This is a genomic window from Geomicrobium sp. JCM 19037 (genome assembly GCF_000698105.1).
GTDB lineage: Bacteria > Bacillota > Bacilli > Bacillales > Marinococcaceae > Geomicrobium_A.
In genome coordinates this window covers 1-14,908 of record NZ_BAWZ01000032.1, presented here as the reverse complement: position 1 = coordinate 14,908, position 14,908 = coordinate 1, and the positions used below count along the sequence as shown (strand labels likewise).

16 protein-coding genes and 4 pseudogenes are annotated in these 14,908 nt (G+C 42.3%); 6 read left to right on the top strand and 14 right to left on the bottom strand.

Going from position 1 to position 14,908, the window contains the following annotated elements:
* Positions 1–5: 5 nt before the first annotated feature.
* Entirely contained in the window at positions 6–689 is a 684-nt protein-coding gene (locus tag JCM19037_RS27545) for a transglycosylase domain-containing protein (protein ID WP_238544765.1), read from the bottom strand.
* 266 nt (positions 690–955) lie between these two features.
* On the opposite strand from JCM19037_RS27545, the pseudogene JCM19037_RS16320 reads away from it, so the two are divergent.
* Positions 956–2,133 (top strand): annotated as a pseudogene (locus tag JCM19037_RS16320) (M20 family metallopeptidase).
* A gap of 13 nt (positions 2,134–2,146) precedes the next feature.
* Here JCM19037_RS16320 and JCM19037_RS28700 read toward each other — a convergent pair.
* The 5 genes and pseudogenes from JCM19037_RS28700 to JCM19037_RS16300 all read right to left on the bottom strand — a co-directional run bounded on the left by JCM19037_RS28700 (position 2,147) and on the right by JCM19037_RS16300 (position 4,871).
* Positions 2,147–2,305, bottom strand: a complete 159-nt coding sequence (locus JCM19037_RS28700; RefSeq protein WP_255357932.1) for an EcsC family protein — start codon at positions 2,303–2,305, stop codon at positions 2,147–2,149.
* 35 nt (positions 2,306–2,340) lie between these two features.
* Positions 2,341–2,883, bottom strand: coding sequence for an EcsC family protein (locus tag JCM19037_RS16315; protein WP_052363978.1), 543 nt, complete (start codon positions 2,881–2,883; stop codon positions 2,341–2,343).
* Positions 2,884–2,907: 24 nt separating this feature from the next.
* Complete coding sequence (locus JCM19037_RS16310) at positions 2,908–3,675, bottom strand: ABC transporter permease (protein WP_042403038.1); 768 nt, start codon at positions 3,673–3,675, stop codon at positions 2,908–2,910.
* Complete coding sequence (locus JCM19037_RS28695) at positions 3,630–4,133, bottom strand: ABC transporter permease (protein WP_042403035.1); 504 nt, start codon at positions 4,131–4,133, stop codon at positions 3,630–3,632. The genes JCM19037_RS16310 and JCM19037_RS28695 overlap by 46 nt, the downstream gene beginning before the upstream one ends.
* A pseudogene (locus JCM19037_RS16300) lies at positions 4,123–4,871 on the bottom strand (ABC transporter ATP-binding protein). The gene JCM19037_RS28695 and the pseudogene JCM19037_RS16300 overlap by 11 nt, the downstream one beginning before the upstream one ends.
* Before the next feature lie 196 nt (positions 4,872–5,067).
* Here JCM19037_RS16300 and JCM19037_RS16295 point away from each other — a divergent pair.
* From JCM19037_RS16295 to JCM19037_RS16285, 3 genes and pseudogenes are all read left to right on the top strand, one after another.
* Complete coding sequence (locus JCM19037_RS16295) at positions 5,068–5,484, top strand: HIT family protein (protein WP_042403081.1); 417 nt, start codon at positions 5,068–5,070, stop codon at positions 5,482–5,484.
* Positions 5,484–6,586: pseudogene (gene serC / locus JCM19037_RS16290) on the top strand (3-phosphoserine/phosphohydroxythreonine transaminase). Before JCM19037_RS16295 ends, serC begins: the two are co-directional and overlap by 1 nt.
* A gap of 154 nt (positions 6,587–6,740) precedes the next feature.
* Positions 6,741–7,301: an HTH-type transcriptional regulator Hpr gene (locus JCM19037_RS16285; protein ID WP_042403033.1), complete on the top strand. Its 561-nt coding sequence runs from the start codon at positions 6,741–6,743 to the stop codon at positions 7,299–7,301.
* 298 nt (positions 7,302–7,599) lie between these two features.
* Here the strand turns inward: JCM19037_RS16285 and JCM19037_RS16280 are convergent, their stop codons facing one another.
* Positions 7,600–8,151, bottom strand: coding sequence for a YpmS family protein (locus JCM19037_RS16280; protein WP_042403031.1), 552 nt, complete (start codon positions 8,149–8,151; stop codon positions 7,600–7,602).
* A 125-nt stretch (positions 8,152–8,276) separates the two neighbouring features.
* Here JCM19037_RS16280 and JCM19037_RS16275 point away from each other — a divergent pair, with 125 nt between their 5' ends.
* Positions 8,277–8,459 carry a hypothetical protein gene (locus tag JCM19037_RS16275; protein ID WP_042403030.1) on the top strand — a complete coding sequence of 61 codons (183 nt, stop codon included), beginning with the start codon at positions 8,277–8,279 and terminating at the stop codon, positions 8,457–8,459.
* Between the two features lie 69 nt (positions 8,460–8,528).
* Here the strand turns inward: JCM19037_RS16275 and JCM19037_RS24535 are convergent, their stop codons facing one another.
* The gene (locus JCM19037_RS24535) at positions 8,529–8,633 is read right to left on the bottom strand and encodes a YjcZ family sporulation protein (RefSeq protein WP_081829368.1); all 105 of its coding nucleotides are present in this window, start codon (positions 8,631–8,633) and stop codon (positions 8,529–8,531) included.
* Positions 8,634–9,015: 382 nt separating this feature from the next.
* Between JCM19037_RS24535 and JCM19037_RS16270 the strand changes: the two genes are divergently transcribed.
* Positions 9,016–9,945, top strand: a complete 930-nt coding sequence (locus tag JCM19037_RS16270; RefSeq protein ID WP_042403028.1) for a peptidylprolyl isomerase — start codon at positions 9,016–9,018, stop codon at positions 9,943–9,945.
* Positions 9,946–9,976: 31 nt separating this feature from the next.
* Here JCM19037_RS16270 and JCM19037_RS16265 read toward each other — a convergent pair whose 3' ends face one another.
* From JCM19037_RS16265 to JCM19037_RS25205, 6 genes and pseudogenes are all read right to left on the bottom strand, one after another.
* Positions 9,977–10,249, bottom strand: a complete 273-nt coding sequence (locus tag JCM19037_RS16265) for a sporulation YhaL family protein (RefSeq protein ID WP_042403025.1) — start codon at positions 10,247–10,249, stop codon at positions 9,977–9,979.
* Positions 10,250–10,366: 117 nt separating this feature from the next.
* Positions 10,367–11,306: pseudogene (gene yhaM / locus JCM19037_RS16260) on the bottom strand (3'-5' exoribonuclease YhaM).
* 47 nt (positions 11,307–11,353) lie between these two features.
* Positions 11,354–12,700: a cell wall metabolism sensor histidine kinase WalK gene (locus JCM19037_RS16255; RefSeq protein WP_042403022.1), complete on the bottom strand. Its 1,347-nt coding sequence runs from the start codon at positions 12,698–12,700 to the stop codon at positions 11,354–11,356.
* Positions 12,697–13,377 (bottom strand): response regulator transcription factor, encoded by a 681-nt coding sequence (locus tag JCM19037_RS16250; RefSeq protein ID WP_042403019.1) that lies wholly within the window; start codon positions 13,375–13,377, stop codon positions 12,697–12,699. Before JCM19037_RS16250 ends, JCM19037_RS16255 begins: the two co-directional genes overlap by 4 nt.
* A 426-nt stretch (positions 13,378–13,803) precedes the next feature.
* Complete coding sequence (locus tag JCM19037_RS25925) at positions 13,804–14,283, bottom strand: hypothetical protein (RefSeq protein ID WP_042403017.1); 480 nt, start codon at positions 14,281–14,283, stop codon at positions 13,804–13,806.
* Positions 14,284–14,449: 166 nt separating this feature from the next.
* The gene (locus tag JCM19037_RS25205) at positions 14,450–14,632 is read right to left on the bottom strand and encodes a hypothetical protein (RefSeq protein WP_152549107.1); all 183 of its coding nucleotides are present in this window, start codon (positions 14,630–14,632) and stop codon (positions 14,450–14,452) included.
* Between the last annotated feature and the right edge of the window lie 276 nt (positions 14,633–14,908).

Genomic DNA, 14,908 nt, shown 5'->3' with positions numbered 1-14,908 from the left:
CAATGCTAACACCGTACCTCGGCGCTTCTCAGCTCGTTCAATGTCAGACGCAGGAGAATAGTGATACGGCGCTTTCGGGATGCTGCAAGTAACGCTCCTTCAGCAATCGTTAAATCTTTTGCGCTTTTGTCAAAATACAGTTCTGATGCTCGTTCAATACCGTACACACCATGTCCAAAATAAATTTGATTCAAGTACATTTCTAAAAGTGTGTCTTTACTAAAGTTTCGTTCTAAGTTCATGCTAATTAACACTTCTTTTGTTTTTCGTAAAAGTGTCTTGTCATTTTCTAGGTACACGTTTTTCGCAAGCTGCTGGGTAATCGTACTTCCGCCCTCAACAGCAGCACCCGCAAGAATATCGCGATATAATGCACGGCCAATGGCAATAAAGTCTACACCTTGGTGCTCATGAAAACGGTGATCCTCAACAGCAATAAACGACTGTTGCACGTGTTCTGGAATTTCATCAATTGAAATATTCGTGCGATCTTCAAAAAACAATCTCGCCAATACTTCTCCTTCTTCATCAACAACGGTTGACGTTTCTGCGAAATTAAGTTGATCCTCATCAGTAAGGATGCTACCGGTAATGAGCGCGGCTGCATATCCTCCAACCGCAACGACAAGTGTCGAAAGCACCATAACTATACTTATAAAGACAGGTCGATTCATTCGTTTTGGTTTCATTTAATTTGCCTCCAGTGCTCGAGGGAAGCACAGTTGTCATCGCACAGTCACATGATCTAGCGGCGTAATGTTTATTCCTTATCATACAATAAAAACTAAAAATCATGTAAAGTGCACAAGATTTTCTCGATCATTCGCTTGCATTCGATCCGTTACACAAAGATTTTCCTACTCTTTTCTACGACATCCACAGAAAAAAGTTTCACAAGCAAAGTATCGTCTTTTGATATGATACAATAGAAAAATATGTTAAGGGAGGCGAAATGATGGAGGAAAAGCTTTATAATCTTCTCGAGCAATCTTATGAAGAGATGGTAGAAATTCGTAGGCATTTGCACAAAAATCCCGAACTATCCTTTCAAGAAGTTCATACATCTGCTTATATTGCCGAGTACCACGAAAGTCTCGGAAATGAGGTCAGAAGAAATGTTGGAGGAAACGGGGTTGTTGCTACCATGACCGGCGGCAAGCCAGGTCCAACAGTGGCCTTACGCGCTGACTTTGATGCGCTGCCAATCCAAGATGAAAAAGATGTTGAATATAAATCAACAGTCAAGGGGGTAATGCATGCTTGTGGACATGACGGGCATACAGCCACCTTACTCGTCCTTGCAAAGGCACTCAAACACATTCAAGCCGAAGTAAACGGGACCGTTGTTTTCATACATCAACACGCCGAAGAAAAAGCACCTGGTGGCGCTCTTCCAATGATTCAGGACGGAGCAATTGAAGACGTCGACGTCATTTTTGGCACGCATTTATGGTCTCAAGACCCTTTAGGAACGATCCAACATTGCTCAGGACCATTTATGGCTGCCTCGGACCACTTCTCCATTCATGTCCAAGGGAAAGGCGGGCACGGTGCTTTGCCTCATACAACGAAAGATGCGGTTGTGATTGGTACACAGATTGTGTCCAATTTGCAAACGATCGTGGCAAGACGAGTAAATCCACTTGACTCTGCCGTTGTATCCATCGGTAGTTTTGTTGCTGAGAATGCATATAATGTGATCGCTGATCATGCTAAGTTAATCGGTACAGTCCGGACGTTTAATGAAGATGTAAGAAACCAAATTGAACGAGACATCGAAGAAATTGCCGTTCATACTGCAAAAGCCGGAGGGGCTGAAGTGGATTATCAATATTTCCGCGGATACCCTGCTGTTGTTAATCATCAAACTGAAAATGAATACCTCGCCCGTGTAGCCCAAGAAGTACCTGGTCTTACTGGCGTCCATGAACGCGAGCCCCTTCTCGCAGGAGAAGACTTCTCCCACTACTTAAACGAAATAAAAGGTACCTTCTTTTTTACAGGGCGGCCTTCGGTGACCGTGAGGTGAATTATCCACACCACCATCCAAACTTTGACTTTGATGAACGGGCGATGCTCCACGCAGCAAAAACACTCGGCAAAGTAACGATTGATTATTATAAAGAAGCATAGTCCTCGTCGAGGACTATGCTTCTTCTTTGAACCAACGAACGCGATAACACTGCTTAGCTGTTTGACCGAGCAATTCGAGCAGCTGATAATTGATGGTTGCCCCGACAAACAAGCCGAAGCCAGGGATAAGTTGCAACGTTTTGGGTACGTCGATAAAATCACGATACTCCAACTGGAATGTGACCCAATCAATTGCCCTTTCTGTCGTTAAATCGTCCCCAACTCAGCGAGAAACTCATCCCAACGCTCGATCCTCGCTAACGTTTCATGCTGGGCATGACTACTTGAGAACGCCATCTGAAAAATGTGAAGCAAAAACAATCGCTCTTCCAAAGAGTTTGGCTCATATCCGTACAGCGTCGCTGTAGTAAACAAGTACCGCATTTTAATGGCTAGAAGCATCGGAAAGTCACTCATTCCAAGTAAAATCCCTCCCGCTCCAGTACCTGCCCCTTCTAGACTAGCTGTGCGTTTATAAGAGACGATCGCGCGGTCTACACGCTTCTCTCGCTCTTCTAACGATTCACCTTGCACAGGTGCATTCTTCGTCATATACCGCGAGCCATTTAATGTCGTTTCAATCATCTGCCTGACGGCCCCGCCAATCGTTTGGTGCACCTTATCAGGAATATAACTGTTTAGCCGGCTTTGTGCTGATTTCGTCCACGTCTTTACCATCGTTGGGTTTCTTGTGATCTTGCGTTTCCAATCATCGAGCGAGTCTCTAGCCTCAGCTTCGTAGGATCGCATAACAACTCCCCTTTTGCGAAGAAATTAGCTTGCTGTTGACCGAAACAGTTTCGGGACTTGCACTTGCGCATAAAAAATGACAAGTAATAGCCCTATAAACAATACCATCATCGCATAAGCAACACTCATCGAAGTAATACCTGTAATGAGCGTGAGCCAAAATACTTGAGCAACCATTAACGTTCGCACAAATGACTGAACCGATTGCTCCCGAACGTGTTGATGTACGGGATATAGGTCTGGCCATACAATCGTACGATGATGATAATATATCGTTACGAGTTGAGATCCGGTGATATACGTAAAAAGTACAGAAATTGCAACGGCTAACCATTGCCATTCTCCAGGTGTTGCATAAACGAGCAATGCGCCAACAATTGCCAACCTCACAAAAATCCCAAAGTAATCACCTGAGCGCGCAAACGTCTTCCCATATAAATAAACGTACGTATTCGAACTTTTATTGTGCAAACGCTCCCACTGGTTTGCCAACATACTCCGCTTTCTTACCCGTGACTTCAGGTGAGGGACATCGGTAAATGCATTAGCAAAGCGGTAAAAAGAGTTTAACGTTTGCTCTTCTAATTCAATGAGTTGATCCCATTTTAATTGATGGTTTTTCATCTTTGGCCGATAGTAAAAGGCGAGCAAAAATCCCATCAACAACAAAAGAACTAGCACAAAGAGAGGCTCTACCATCAATACAAACAATGCAAAGACAAGATTTATTAAAAACCGTAACCACTTTAGCTTCCATTGATTTGCAACGTATTGGCTTCGTAATTCTGCCACTGTGCTTGAATGTTCCACGCCTTCGCTACAAGAAAGACCGCGATCGTCATTAAAAGATGACTAAACTCAGGACTCAAGCGGTCAATATACAACGGGCCCAATAAGAACAGAACAAATACGAATACAGCACTTTGAATGGTCCAACTGTACACTTGTGCTTGCCTCGTGTAGCGGTCGAGCTTTGCTTCAAGAGGCAGTAAATAGACAAGATCACCAGACTGAAAGAACGTTCGAATCGGGCTTCTTGTTAGCATATAGGCGAATAAAACGGTTAGTACGAGCAAAACTGGGAAGTCTTGCGGTAGCCAATCTAAGAAATTTTGATAATACAGCCCTATAATAAGGATTAGCGCAAGGACAGCTGCCATTAACCCACTGTTCGCCATAAGTCGAATATAGCGGATGCTTACATTCCAAAACGCCTGTCTACGATCGGAAAACAGCTGCTCAATATTCATTGTCATTTTCCTTTGTCATGTTCACATAGATCTCGTCCAAATCCGCTTTGGGCTGACCACTTCGTGCACGTAATTCCTCAAGCGTCCCTTGCATATAAATCGTTCCGTCATGTAACATGACGAACCGGTCACAATATTTCTCAGCTGTTGAAAGAATATGCGTAGACATCAGAATACCTGCGCCCTCACTTTTCATACGAATCATCTGATCGAGCAACGATTGAATACCGACAGGATCTAATCCTAAAAACGGCTCATCAACGACGTAAAGTTTTGGCTGCACGAGAAACGCACACATAATCATGACTTTTTGTCTCATCCCTTTAGAGAAGTGACTCGGAAACCAGTGCTTCATCTTCTTCATCCGGTAGAGCTCCAGTAAACCTTCAGCTCTTTCTTCCCAATCGGAACCTTCAAGATCATAGGCCATTGCCGTTAAGCGTAAATGCTCCCATAACGTTAATTCATCATAAAGAATAGCGTCTCAGGGATAAAACTCATCGCTCTTCGGTATGTATCCACATCTTCACGAATCGTTTGGTTATTCACACGAATCTCACCTGAAGTTGGCTCCAAAAGTCCTAATATATGCTTAATCGTCGTACTCTTCCCTGCTCCGTTTAATCCAATTAGCCCAACAATTTCACCTGGTTCAACAGTAAAATCAATGTTTTTTATGACCGGTTTATTGGCATTGTAGCCACCGGCGAGGTTATCAATTTTTAGTAAAGATGCCATTCATCTACCTCCACAAACAACGTTACCCTTATTGTACCCTTTCAATTAAGAAATGAAAACGACTCTCGCTTTGCATGTATGTTTTTTTCCGTGAATTTGATAGAATATGAATCATTAACTGTAATGGAGGGATCATTTCGTGGCACAAAAAGACGATTGTATATTTTGTAAGATTGTCGATGGTGACATTCCAGCAATGAAGGTTTATGAAGACGACCATTGCCTAGCGTTTTTAGATATTAGTCAGGCGACAAAGGGGCATACACTTCTTATCCCTAAAAATCATGAAGAGAACATCTATGAACTGCAAGAAGAGACAGCCGCTCATTTACTAAGTAAAGCCCCAGCCATTGCCCGAGCAATGAAAAGTACGTTGCAATGTGAAGGAATGAACTTGGTGAACAACAACGGTGAGAAAGCATCGCAATCTGTGTTTCATTTTCACATGCACCTCATTCCTCGTTATGGAAACGATGAAATTTATGCCAACTGGAATGAAAATCCTAAGATTGACATGAGTGACGAAGATATGCATGCCTTAGCGGGACGTGTACAACAGGCGGTTCAATCTAAAACGAGAGGAGGCCCTTCATTTTCGAAGGGATTTCATTAATGTCTAACAATCGAATACATAACTTTAATGCTGGTCCAGCGGCACTACCCGAGGAAGTATTACTTGATGCACAACAAGAGTTGTTGAATTTTTCCGAATCCGGAATGTCGGTTATGGAACTTAGTCACCGCAGTTCGATTTATGAGAACATTCATGAACAAGCAAAACAATCTGTAAAAGAGCTGCTTTCTATTGAGGATGACTATGAAGTCTTATTTTTACAAGGGGGGCAAGTCACCAATTCGCGATGGTGCCGTACAACTTTTTGCCTGCTCAAAAGAAAGCAAACTATATTTTAACTGGCTCTTGGTCAGAGAAAGCACAAAAAGAAGCGAGCATGATTGGCGAAACCTATGCTGGAGGGTCTTCAAAATCTGAAGGTTATCGAAAGATACCCGCTTTTCATGAGATTTCTACGTCTCCAGAAGATGCGTACGTCCACTTAACGTCTAACAACACGATTTACGGGACCGCGTGGCAACGTTTTGATCAGGTGAGCGAATGGGCCCCACCTGTGATTGCCGATATGAGTTCGGATCTGTTAAGTCGACCACTTCCGGTTTCTCATTTCGACCTTATTTATGCGGGTGCACAAAAGAATTTAGGCCCTTCAGGAGTAACCATTGTCATTGCTAAGAAATCCTACTTAGCGTCATCTCGTCCCCAGGCGGAGACATTGCCACAAATTATGCGCTATCTCACACATGAAAAAGCGAATTCTTTGTACAATACTCCACCGACTTTTGCCATTTACATGATGGAACGGGTGCTCCAATGGATTAAAAACGAAGGTGGATTGATCACGATCGGTGAGCGTAACGCAGAGAAAGCGTCAATGATTTATCGAGCCATTGATGAGAGCCAAGGCTTTTACTCCGGTCATAGTGACCGCGAGTCTAGGTCTTTAATGAATGTTACGTGGACGTTGCCGTCAGAAGAACTAACGAATCAGTTTCTTGCTAAAGCAAATGAGCAACGGTTTAGTGGGTTAAAAGGGCATCGTTCTGTCGGTGGATGTCGCGCTTCCATCTATAACGCTGTATCACTTCAATCCTGTGAAGTGTTGCATGATTTTATGATCGATTTTGCCAAAAACCATTAATTTTTTAAGAACCACAATGTTATTTTAAAAATCATTGTGGTTTTCTCTTCCATTTTAATTACTTTTTTCCTATACTAAACATACAAGCTTTTTTACAATATTTATAAAAACTTCAGAATCATGTAGTAAAATGACACAACGATGGAGGATTTTTATGGACGTAACGAATGAAACTTGGGAGCAATCCCTCGCCTTCAAGCATCGTCTCGCTTACTTAAGCAAAGCACTATGGAAATCAGTCGAAAAAGATTGGCAACGATGGCTCCAACCTCATGGTCTGAATATCAATGAACATCAAATCTTATGGATTTCTTATCAGATTGGATCTCCTGTCTTGTCAGAAATTGCAAAGTTTGGTGTCATGCACGTATCAACAGCTTATAATTTTTCTAAAAAGTTAGAAGAAAGAGATTTAATCGTGATGGGTAAGCAAGAAGAAGATCGTAGGCATACGTATGTACGACTAACAGAGAAAGGCAAAGCGCTCTTTTTGTTAACGTTGGAAGAGTTTAATGTAAACAACCATGAAACCATTCAAAGCACGATGCCTTTAAAGAATCTTTATGGGAAGTACCCAGAATTCTCAGAGATTGCAACAGTTGTCCGTCATATGTATGGTGATGATTTCACTGACCAGTTTGACACACTGGATTTGCAATCCAAGGAGAGCGTACATTTAGACGATGAAGTAGCCACGACCATCTCGCCTCGATAAATGATCGCGATGTATGGCCTTGCAGTTTTACATGCACTCCCTTCGTCTGCAAGACGTCCATTACTCATTATGAAATAACCGAACCCGCAACATCCAATTGCGGGTTCGGTCTTCATTGTGAAAAGAAAGATCGTTTACTTACCTACTCGAGTTTCAAAGAAAATTTACGTTTACACTTATTTCAGTTGACGTCAATCCTTGCAGTTTTATCGCCGAACGATGCCTTAATTCGTTTTATTACGTAGTTTTCGTTACGTCAACAATTCCTCTGAATGAAGAGACCTCTACTATCTTTAATTTACGGTTCGATGACGAGTGCTTCAATCGTGATCGTACCCTCATCGGATAATTCAGCTGCTCGTAACCCTAATCCCTCTCCGGTATCAATCTCATTCACTCGAATGTCAATAAATCCCTCATCAGGATTCACATGAATCCAATTAGGTAAGTCTGCTTGTTCGCTAATCAATGTTAGCACTGCGCTTGCTGGCAAGGAGAGCGAACCGATCGATAATCCATCTTCATAAAGCCGTATGTTCCCAGCTTCCGTTATTTCAGGTTGCAATTGCATTTGAATATCAATGTTTAACCCAAACAGTTCGTACTCATTTGTAAAAACGTAATTGCCATCATCTGCATGTAATTGAAATTGATCATCACTTGCTTCATCAATGTAGTCATTAATACGTGCGACGGATGTTTCAACCGTAAATAACGGTTCACCTACACTCATCTGCTCACGCTCAGGTACTACATCTCCCGATGAGCCACTTGTGAGCATAATTGCCAGCACAATGACAGCGAGTGCTTGTAATCCGAGCAGAATAAAAAATGCCCAACGCCATTTCACAACTCCACCACCTTATCTATTACACAGATTCTAACACACTCTTGCACGTGAGTAGGATGTATTGCTATCATTTTGATGCTTTTTTTGATACAGTTAAAAACAGAAGAGTGTTTGGAGGTCTCGGGATGGAAATGTTTTTATTCATGTTATTCGCAGCAACTTATCTACTCATCATTAATTCAATGACAAATACAATGGTTGTCCAAAAAGAAATCGCAGAAGAAAAAGTACCGAGCATCTTTACGACGATCAACATCTTAATTATTATTCTGTTAACGTCAACGTATGTCAGACTAGTGGTCGTCTAAACAAACGCCAATGAATGAACACAAAAAAGGATGGGCTTTTTGCCCATCCTTCTTTATTTCGATTACGGATTAGTAACCGTATCCACCCCAAGATGCACCGATGATGATAAGAAGGATGAAAAGCACGACAACTAATGCGAAACCTCCGCCATAACCGTATCCACCGTAACTCATGATCATATCTCCCCTTCTGATATTTATTCAATCTTAGGCCAATTGTTAGCACCTATGATTCGTATTGAGATGAACAGGATACTGGCAAGTGCGAAACCACTGCTGCTTCTTAACTGTTCGCATGTGGCATCGCCCCCTCTCCCATTCCTAAGCTATACTATGTAGCTCATGGTGTAGACGTTTGGGCGTTATACCCAGAAAAGCATTTTTTCTTCTTCTTCTTTATGTTATAGTAATGGTTGTCTCGATGGATTATACTGTCAGTATGCATGCAAAAGCATGACCATTGATGAAAAGGTTTTTTTCTGCCGGGGGGCAGCTTTTAAAGACAACGTGATTTACATTAGTGTATGATTGAATTTTTAATTAGGGAGTGTATGATTTGAATAAAAAACACATAATTCTTGCACTTAGTCTTACATTAGTCCTTGCTGCTTGTAATGACGATGAGACTGACGAAAATGACTCTGCAGCTTCAGTTGACGAAGGCAATGAAGTTGCTACAGTCAACGATGTGAGCATTACTGAAGGCGAATTCGTAGATTACATGAAGAATGAATATGGAGAAATGGCGTTTAATCAAATGATTCAGAGCTACGTGTTTGACCAAGCAGCGGACGAGCTCGGAATCGGTGAAGAAGAAATTCAAAGTGAAATGGACGACGTTAAAGAGCAATTTGGCGTAGAGTCCGACGAAGAGCTTCTGCAAATGTTACAAATGCAACAAGTACCTGTAAGCACTGTCGATCAACTCGTTGATGATTTCATCGTTCCTCAAGTTGTTATTGATGAATTACGTTACCAAGATGTCGATATTAGTGAAGAGGACATGCAAGCCTACTACGAAGAAAATGAAGACCAACTCATTGAGGTTGAAGCTCGTCATATCCTCGTAGAAGATGAAGAAACTGCACAAGAGGTACAACAAGAACTAGAAGACGGCATGTCTTTTGAAGATGCTGTTGAGGAGTACTCTCAAGATACAAACAGCATTCCAGCTGGAGGTAATGTTGGTTTCTTCCCACGAGAAGGTGTAATGGAAGAGAACTTTTCTGAGACCGCTTTTGATTTAGAAGTTGGTGAAGTGAGTGACCCCGTTGAGTCCAGCGCTGATTATGGGTACCACATCATTGAAGTGCTTGATCGCAATGACTCATATGAAGATGTTCAAGAAGAGATTGAAATGCGACTGATGGAAGAACAAGCACGACCATCTAATGAAGTCATTCAAGAGTTGATGGAGGACGCTGACATTAACATCACTGAGAGTGAATATGAAGATTGGTTCCAGCTTCCAGAACCGATGGAATAAGTAGAGAAACCCGGCGGATTCCCGCCGGGTTTTATGCGTCTTGGTTCATTCGTTCACGCCGTTCGTTTTCCATCCTTCGAATGTATACCCTGCCTTCTTGCTCAATCCACTCTGCCTGCTCTTTACGGTTTTCTGCCACTGCTTTTATCCACATATACCCCGAAACAATCGTTGCAAAGATCAGCACGAATACCCACCATGGCAACGCCGTAACTGCTGTATCTGCTGTAAATCGTTGAACTATTGCTAGTACAACAAACAGTACAGCCAGTGTAATTAACATTCGTTTTGAACGTCTTTCCATTTTGCCACCCTTACTCTTGTCCACCTTTACTAGTAACTCTATGTCGGCAACCGAGCAGTTATGCTTGTTCAGTCAATAAAGAAAGACCGAAAATGAATGGTCATTTTCGGTCTTTCTTTATGAAAAGGAATGAGGCTTATAAAATGTTCGATTCTCTAACGGCATGACACGTTCGCTAAAGCCACCAGGTTCTGTTTTTGCGAGGGCTCTATCCATCATGTTCATTTTTGCGTCGATATTATCGATATAGTGTATCACTTCAGCTTCTCTAACGAGGGGAGCTTTAGGACTTCCCCACTCTCCCTTGCCGTGATGACTGAGCACGATATGCTCAAGAAGCATCACTTCTTCCCCATCAATACCTAGTTCGTTTGCGGCCTGACGGATTTCAGAGGCGATAATTGAAATATGACCAATTAACTTTCCTTCTGTCGTATATTCTGTATCAATCGGGCCAGATAATTCTCTTACTTTTCCAAGGTCATGGAGAATAATACCTGAATAGAGCAGATCCGTACTTAACGAAGGATACTGTTTCGCTATTGCTTTTGCCAACTCCAACATGCTAACAACATGGTAAGCAAGACCCGACATAAATTCATGATGATTTCTAGTCGCAGCCGGAGACACCATATATTCTTCTTGATGCTTTTTGAATAGGTGCCGCGTAATTCGTTGCACATTCGCATTTTGAATATCGAAAATGTATTGATTGATCCACTCTAACATGTCGTGCTTCGACTCAGGAGCACTTTGAACGAGGTCCTCCATTCGAACTTGATCGTTTTCATTCGTCGTTCGAATACCTGCAATCTTTAGCTGCAATCGTCCCCGGTAGTCAAATACCTCTCCTTGCACGAAAACAACCGTCTTACCGATATACTTTTGCTCATCATCAGCTCACTCCCCAAAGTTTGGATTCAATTTCCCCGCTATCATCGGATAGACGCAACGTTAGAAATGGTTTTCCATTACTTGCAATTCCTCGCACCGATTGACGGATGAGCATATAACGTTCAATTTTTTCGCCTACTTTTGCGTAATGTATTCCTTGCATATTTTAGGTGTACAAGGGGATGAAACCTCCCCCTGCTGCCTCCTCTCTTATTTTTTGTGTGGAATTCGCATCTGGAATGACACTTTGTGATCATTATTTTCGACATGGTGCTGTCCATGGTGAAGCTCGACGATTTGCTTAACGATCGCAAGCCCAAGACCATACTGGCCCTTGTTCCCTTTGCGGAATGGGTCAAAAATCGCATGTACGTCTTCTTCAGGTATGGCTTCTCCATCATTCTCTACAAAGAGCGTGACTTCATGAACGCCGTTCTCCGCGCGTATCCAAATGTTCTGCTCGGCATAACGCATCGCATTTTCGATGAGATTTTCGAGTAAGATTTGTAATTGTTCCAAATCACCATAAAACGTAACATCTGCACCTTGGACGATAAAGTTTAATTCTGTTCTTTGCAGTCGATACCGCTCTTCTAAACGATACGCCAGCTCACCGAACACAATTTTCTCTCGGTTAATCGTTTCTTGTTTCATCGCGCCAAGCTTTGTGAAATAAAGCATATCTTTTACACGTTTGTCCATGCGATTGGCTTCTTGCAAAATCACATCCATCGATTCTTCCACCGTGTCTTTAGGCATAACCCCGTCTTTTACAGATTGTGCGTACGTTTTTACGACCATGATGGGTGTCTTTAATTCGTGTGAAGCATGTTGGATGAACGTCTTCTGTGATCGGTCATGGCGAATTAGATTTTGGCGCATAAGCTCGAATTGATCAGATAACTTCTGGAAATCCTCATCACCTTTCCAATGGAACGGTTCTTTCCAATTTCTCTTTGCAATCTGTTCAAAGTGCGAGCCGAGTAATCGAAGGGGTTTTCGTAAATACCGGGTCAACCAAATGGCTGGCAATAACGTAAACGCCGTCGTGAGAATGAGTAAGTAAATGAAATTGCCCCATAAACTGTTTAATAATGTATCCCGGTATGAATCCCACATGAAGGAAATAAGATACGCTTCTTCATCAGAAGATTGGTATTGCTGAATGACGTAAAAGAGTGTCCTACCTTCGTATACAAGCTCATAACGAGCCGTTTCTGCCTCTTGGGCTTCTGCTTCCTCCATCATCACATCAATGGCTGCTCCCGGGGGAACACTCATTTGCCTTGCAGAAATTACACGATCAATAACAGTGAGATGCCCAGTTTCTCTCATTGCCGGATCAATTATTGCACTTTCATCATCAAAGTCAGGTGTAAATTGATCACTAAAAGGATTCACTTGGCGATTTTGTGCCTGTTCAATAATACGATACGTTTCTTCGGTGAGTGTACCTTGAATGTACATCGGATAGATAATCGCCATTGAAAGGGCTACGAGAATTAATAAAGCTGAAAACGATAGCCATATTCTTCTCGTCAAATTCATGCGGATCATGACGAGAGAATCCTATAACCAAAACCATACAAAGTTTCTAAATGAATGCGGGGCATTTTCTTTCGTACGCGACGTACAACATCATCCACTGCACGTTCAGAACCAAAATAGTTCTCCCCCCATACTTCTTCAATAATATCTTCCCGAGACAAAGCCTTTCCTACTTGCTCAGTAAGCAGTAAAATTAAGTCCATCTCTTTCGTCGTCAAGTCCACAGGAGCATCCGGATCATGTTCATCAATAACGGTCCGGGCTTGTGGATCAATCGTGTAATCATTTAGATCAATTTTTTTCGTTTCTTCTGTTTCTGATCCGTATGTTCGTGTTAACAACTTCTTAGCTCGGATAATGAGCTCTTGGGGAAGGAAAGGTTTGGATATGTAATCGTCACTACCCATTTCTAAACCGAGCACCCGGTCTAAATCTTGATCTCTTGCACTAATAAAAATGACTGGAATATCTCCTTGGTGCTCACGAATACTTTTTAAAATTTGGTAGCCGTCTGTGCCCGGAAGCATAATATCAAGTACCCAAAGGTGAGGAGTTTCTACAACAGCTTCACTAGCAGCGTCCCCATCATGAAATAATCGAACGGTCCAACCTTCACGTTCCATGTATGCTTTTAAAGCTTCAGATAGATTTTTTTCATCTTCTACGAGAAAGATTGTGTAGCTCATGAATTCCCACCTATTTCTGTACATAATTTGGTTTAATCGTATCAATGTTCATAAGAAAAGCCAAGCGTCGTATGCTTACTCATTATTATCACCTGTAAGGAGCACAAACACAAGAAAGAACTGGTGCTGTATAGGTTTAGTTTAATTCGTCATCCGTCCTGCAAAAACAAAATGTCTCTCCCAGCGGTGTATAATAAACAAAAAAAGGAACCCTCGGCAACATCCCGAGAGTTCCTTCTTTCCTCCCTACATTAGAAAAGTAGGGAAAGTGCTGCTAAACCAGCTAAAGGAAGTGCAATTCTTCTAAAACGCCCGCCTCCATAGCCACCATAATATGGGCCTGGGCATATCCAAACCCTGGGCCGTACCCGCCAAAAATTCTCTCCTGCGCTTGTGAGCGCATGCCGTTTTGCTCGTGCCATCCATTCATCTGTTCAGAACTTGGGTAAGGCTGCTGACCATATCCTTGTTGAGGCATGTGGTGCATACCTTGCCCATGGCCATAACTTTGGCCCGCATGATGTTGGTGGTTTCCTTGGTGATAATGGTGGCCTTGGTGATGACCGTGGTGGCTCCGTGATGATCATGATGATGATGACCGTGGTGACCTCCATGATGATCATGACCATGATGATGACCGTGGTGACCTCCATGATGATCATGACCATGATGATGACCGTGGTGACCTCCATGATGATGGTGGCTTCCTTGGTGATGGCCTCCATAGGACCCGCTCATACCGTCATGGTCGACATTGTCTGAGTGATCTTGTACGAGCAAATACACATGTTCTTCATCGACACTTTCTAACAATCCCATAAACACTTGATTATCCGCCATTTGAGCTTGCACATTATGCCCGACATGCTGCAGACAATGATCGTATTTCTGTTTCATATCCTTCATGATAAATGCCTACCTCCTTCTACCCAACAGCGTATTCATTACTACAGAAGTTGGTGCATGAAGAGAGCATATAATCATGAAGACTAGGTGTAGAGTTCAACCCGTTTGTCAAAGTTGTCCGCTCCGGTGTCGTAAACATACATTTGCCGACTATCTAGTGTGGACTTTAGATTTCTTGATTTGAACTGTTGGTACTTAATTTCCACCATCTTTCCAAAGTCGGAGAACCGGTCGAAGTTTCCCATCGACGTTGGAGGTCGCTGAAAAGGCTTGCTGCTTCCAAAGAGCTTGGATCGGAAACAGAATTACCCACCAATGCCTTTTTGACTGCATTTTGTTTCCAATCCATGTCCGTCTGCTTCCAAAAAGACGTGATTGGAAACAGATTGGGCGCTTTGCAGAAAATGAACGACCGTCTACTTCTATAGCCTTCTTTATTCTCTCAATCATTTTTTTAGTTTGAGTAACAGGTATTGTGGAGAACAAGGTGGTCTATAATTGCATGATATTCTTTAGTTCAACTTATATATATAAGTTGAACTAAAGAATATCTTCACAAACGAATGGTACACCAACCGTTAAAGCCTAAAGTTCACCGACTTTGAGATCGATCATCTTCAGCTTC

Excerpts from the sequence above, each read along its gene's own strand:
- JCM19037_RS27545 (WP_238544765.1), bottom strand. The coding sequence starts at position 689 with ATGAAACCAAAACGAATGAATCGACCTGTCTTTATAAGTATAGTTATG.
- JCM19037_RS16315 (WP_052363978.1), bottom strand. The coding sequence starts at position 2,883 with ATGCGATCCTACGAAGCTGAGGCTAGAGACTCGCTCGATGATTGGAAA.
- JCM19037_RS28695 (WP_042403035.1), bottom strand. The coding sequence starts at position 4,133 with ATGAATATTGAGCAGCTGTTTTCCGATCGTAGACAGGCGTTTTGGAAT.
- JCM19037_RS16295 (WP_042403081.1), top strand. The coding sequence starts at position 5,068 with ATGAAGGTTTATGAAGACGACCATTGCCTAGCGTTTTTAGATATTAGT.
- JCM19037_RS16285 (WP_042403033.1), top strand. The coding sequence starts at position 6,741 with ATGGACGTAACGAATGAAACTTGGGAGCAATCCCTCGCCTTCAAGCAT.
- JCM19037_RS16275 (WP_042403030.1), top strand. The coding sequence starts at position 8,277 with ATGGAAATGTTTTTATTCATGTTATTCGCAGCAACTTATCTACTCATC.
- JCM19037_RS24535 (WP_081829368.1), bottom strand. The coding sequence starts at position 8,633 with ATGAGTTACGGTGGATACGGTTATGGCGGAGGTTTCGCATTAGTTGTC.
- JCM19037_RS16265 (WP_042403025.1), bottom strand. The coding sequence starts at position 10,249 with ATGGAAAGACGTTCAAAACGAATGTTAATTACACTGGCTGTACTGTTT.
- JCM19037_RS16255 (WP_042403022.1), bottom strand. The coding sequence starts at position 12,700 with ATGATCCGCATGAATTTGACGAGAAGAATATGGCTATCGTTTTCAGCT.
- JCM19037_RS16250 (WP_042403019.1), bottom strand. The coding sequence starts at position 13,377 with ATGAGCTACACAATCTTTCTCGTAGAAGATGAAAAAAATCTATCTGAA.
- JCM19037_RS25925 (WP_042403017.1), bottom strand. The coding sequence starts at position 14,283 with ATGAAGGATATGAAACAGAAATACGATCATTGTCTGCAGCATGTCGGG.
- JCM19037_RS25205 (WP_152549107.1), bottom strand. The coding sequence starts at position 14,632 with ATGGATTGGAAACAAAATGCAGTCAAAAAGGCATTGGTGGGTAATTCT.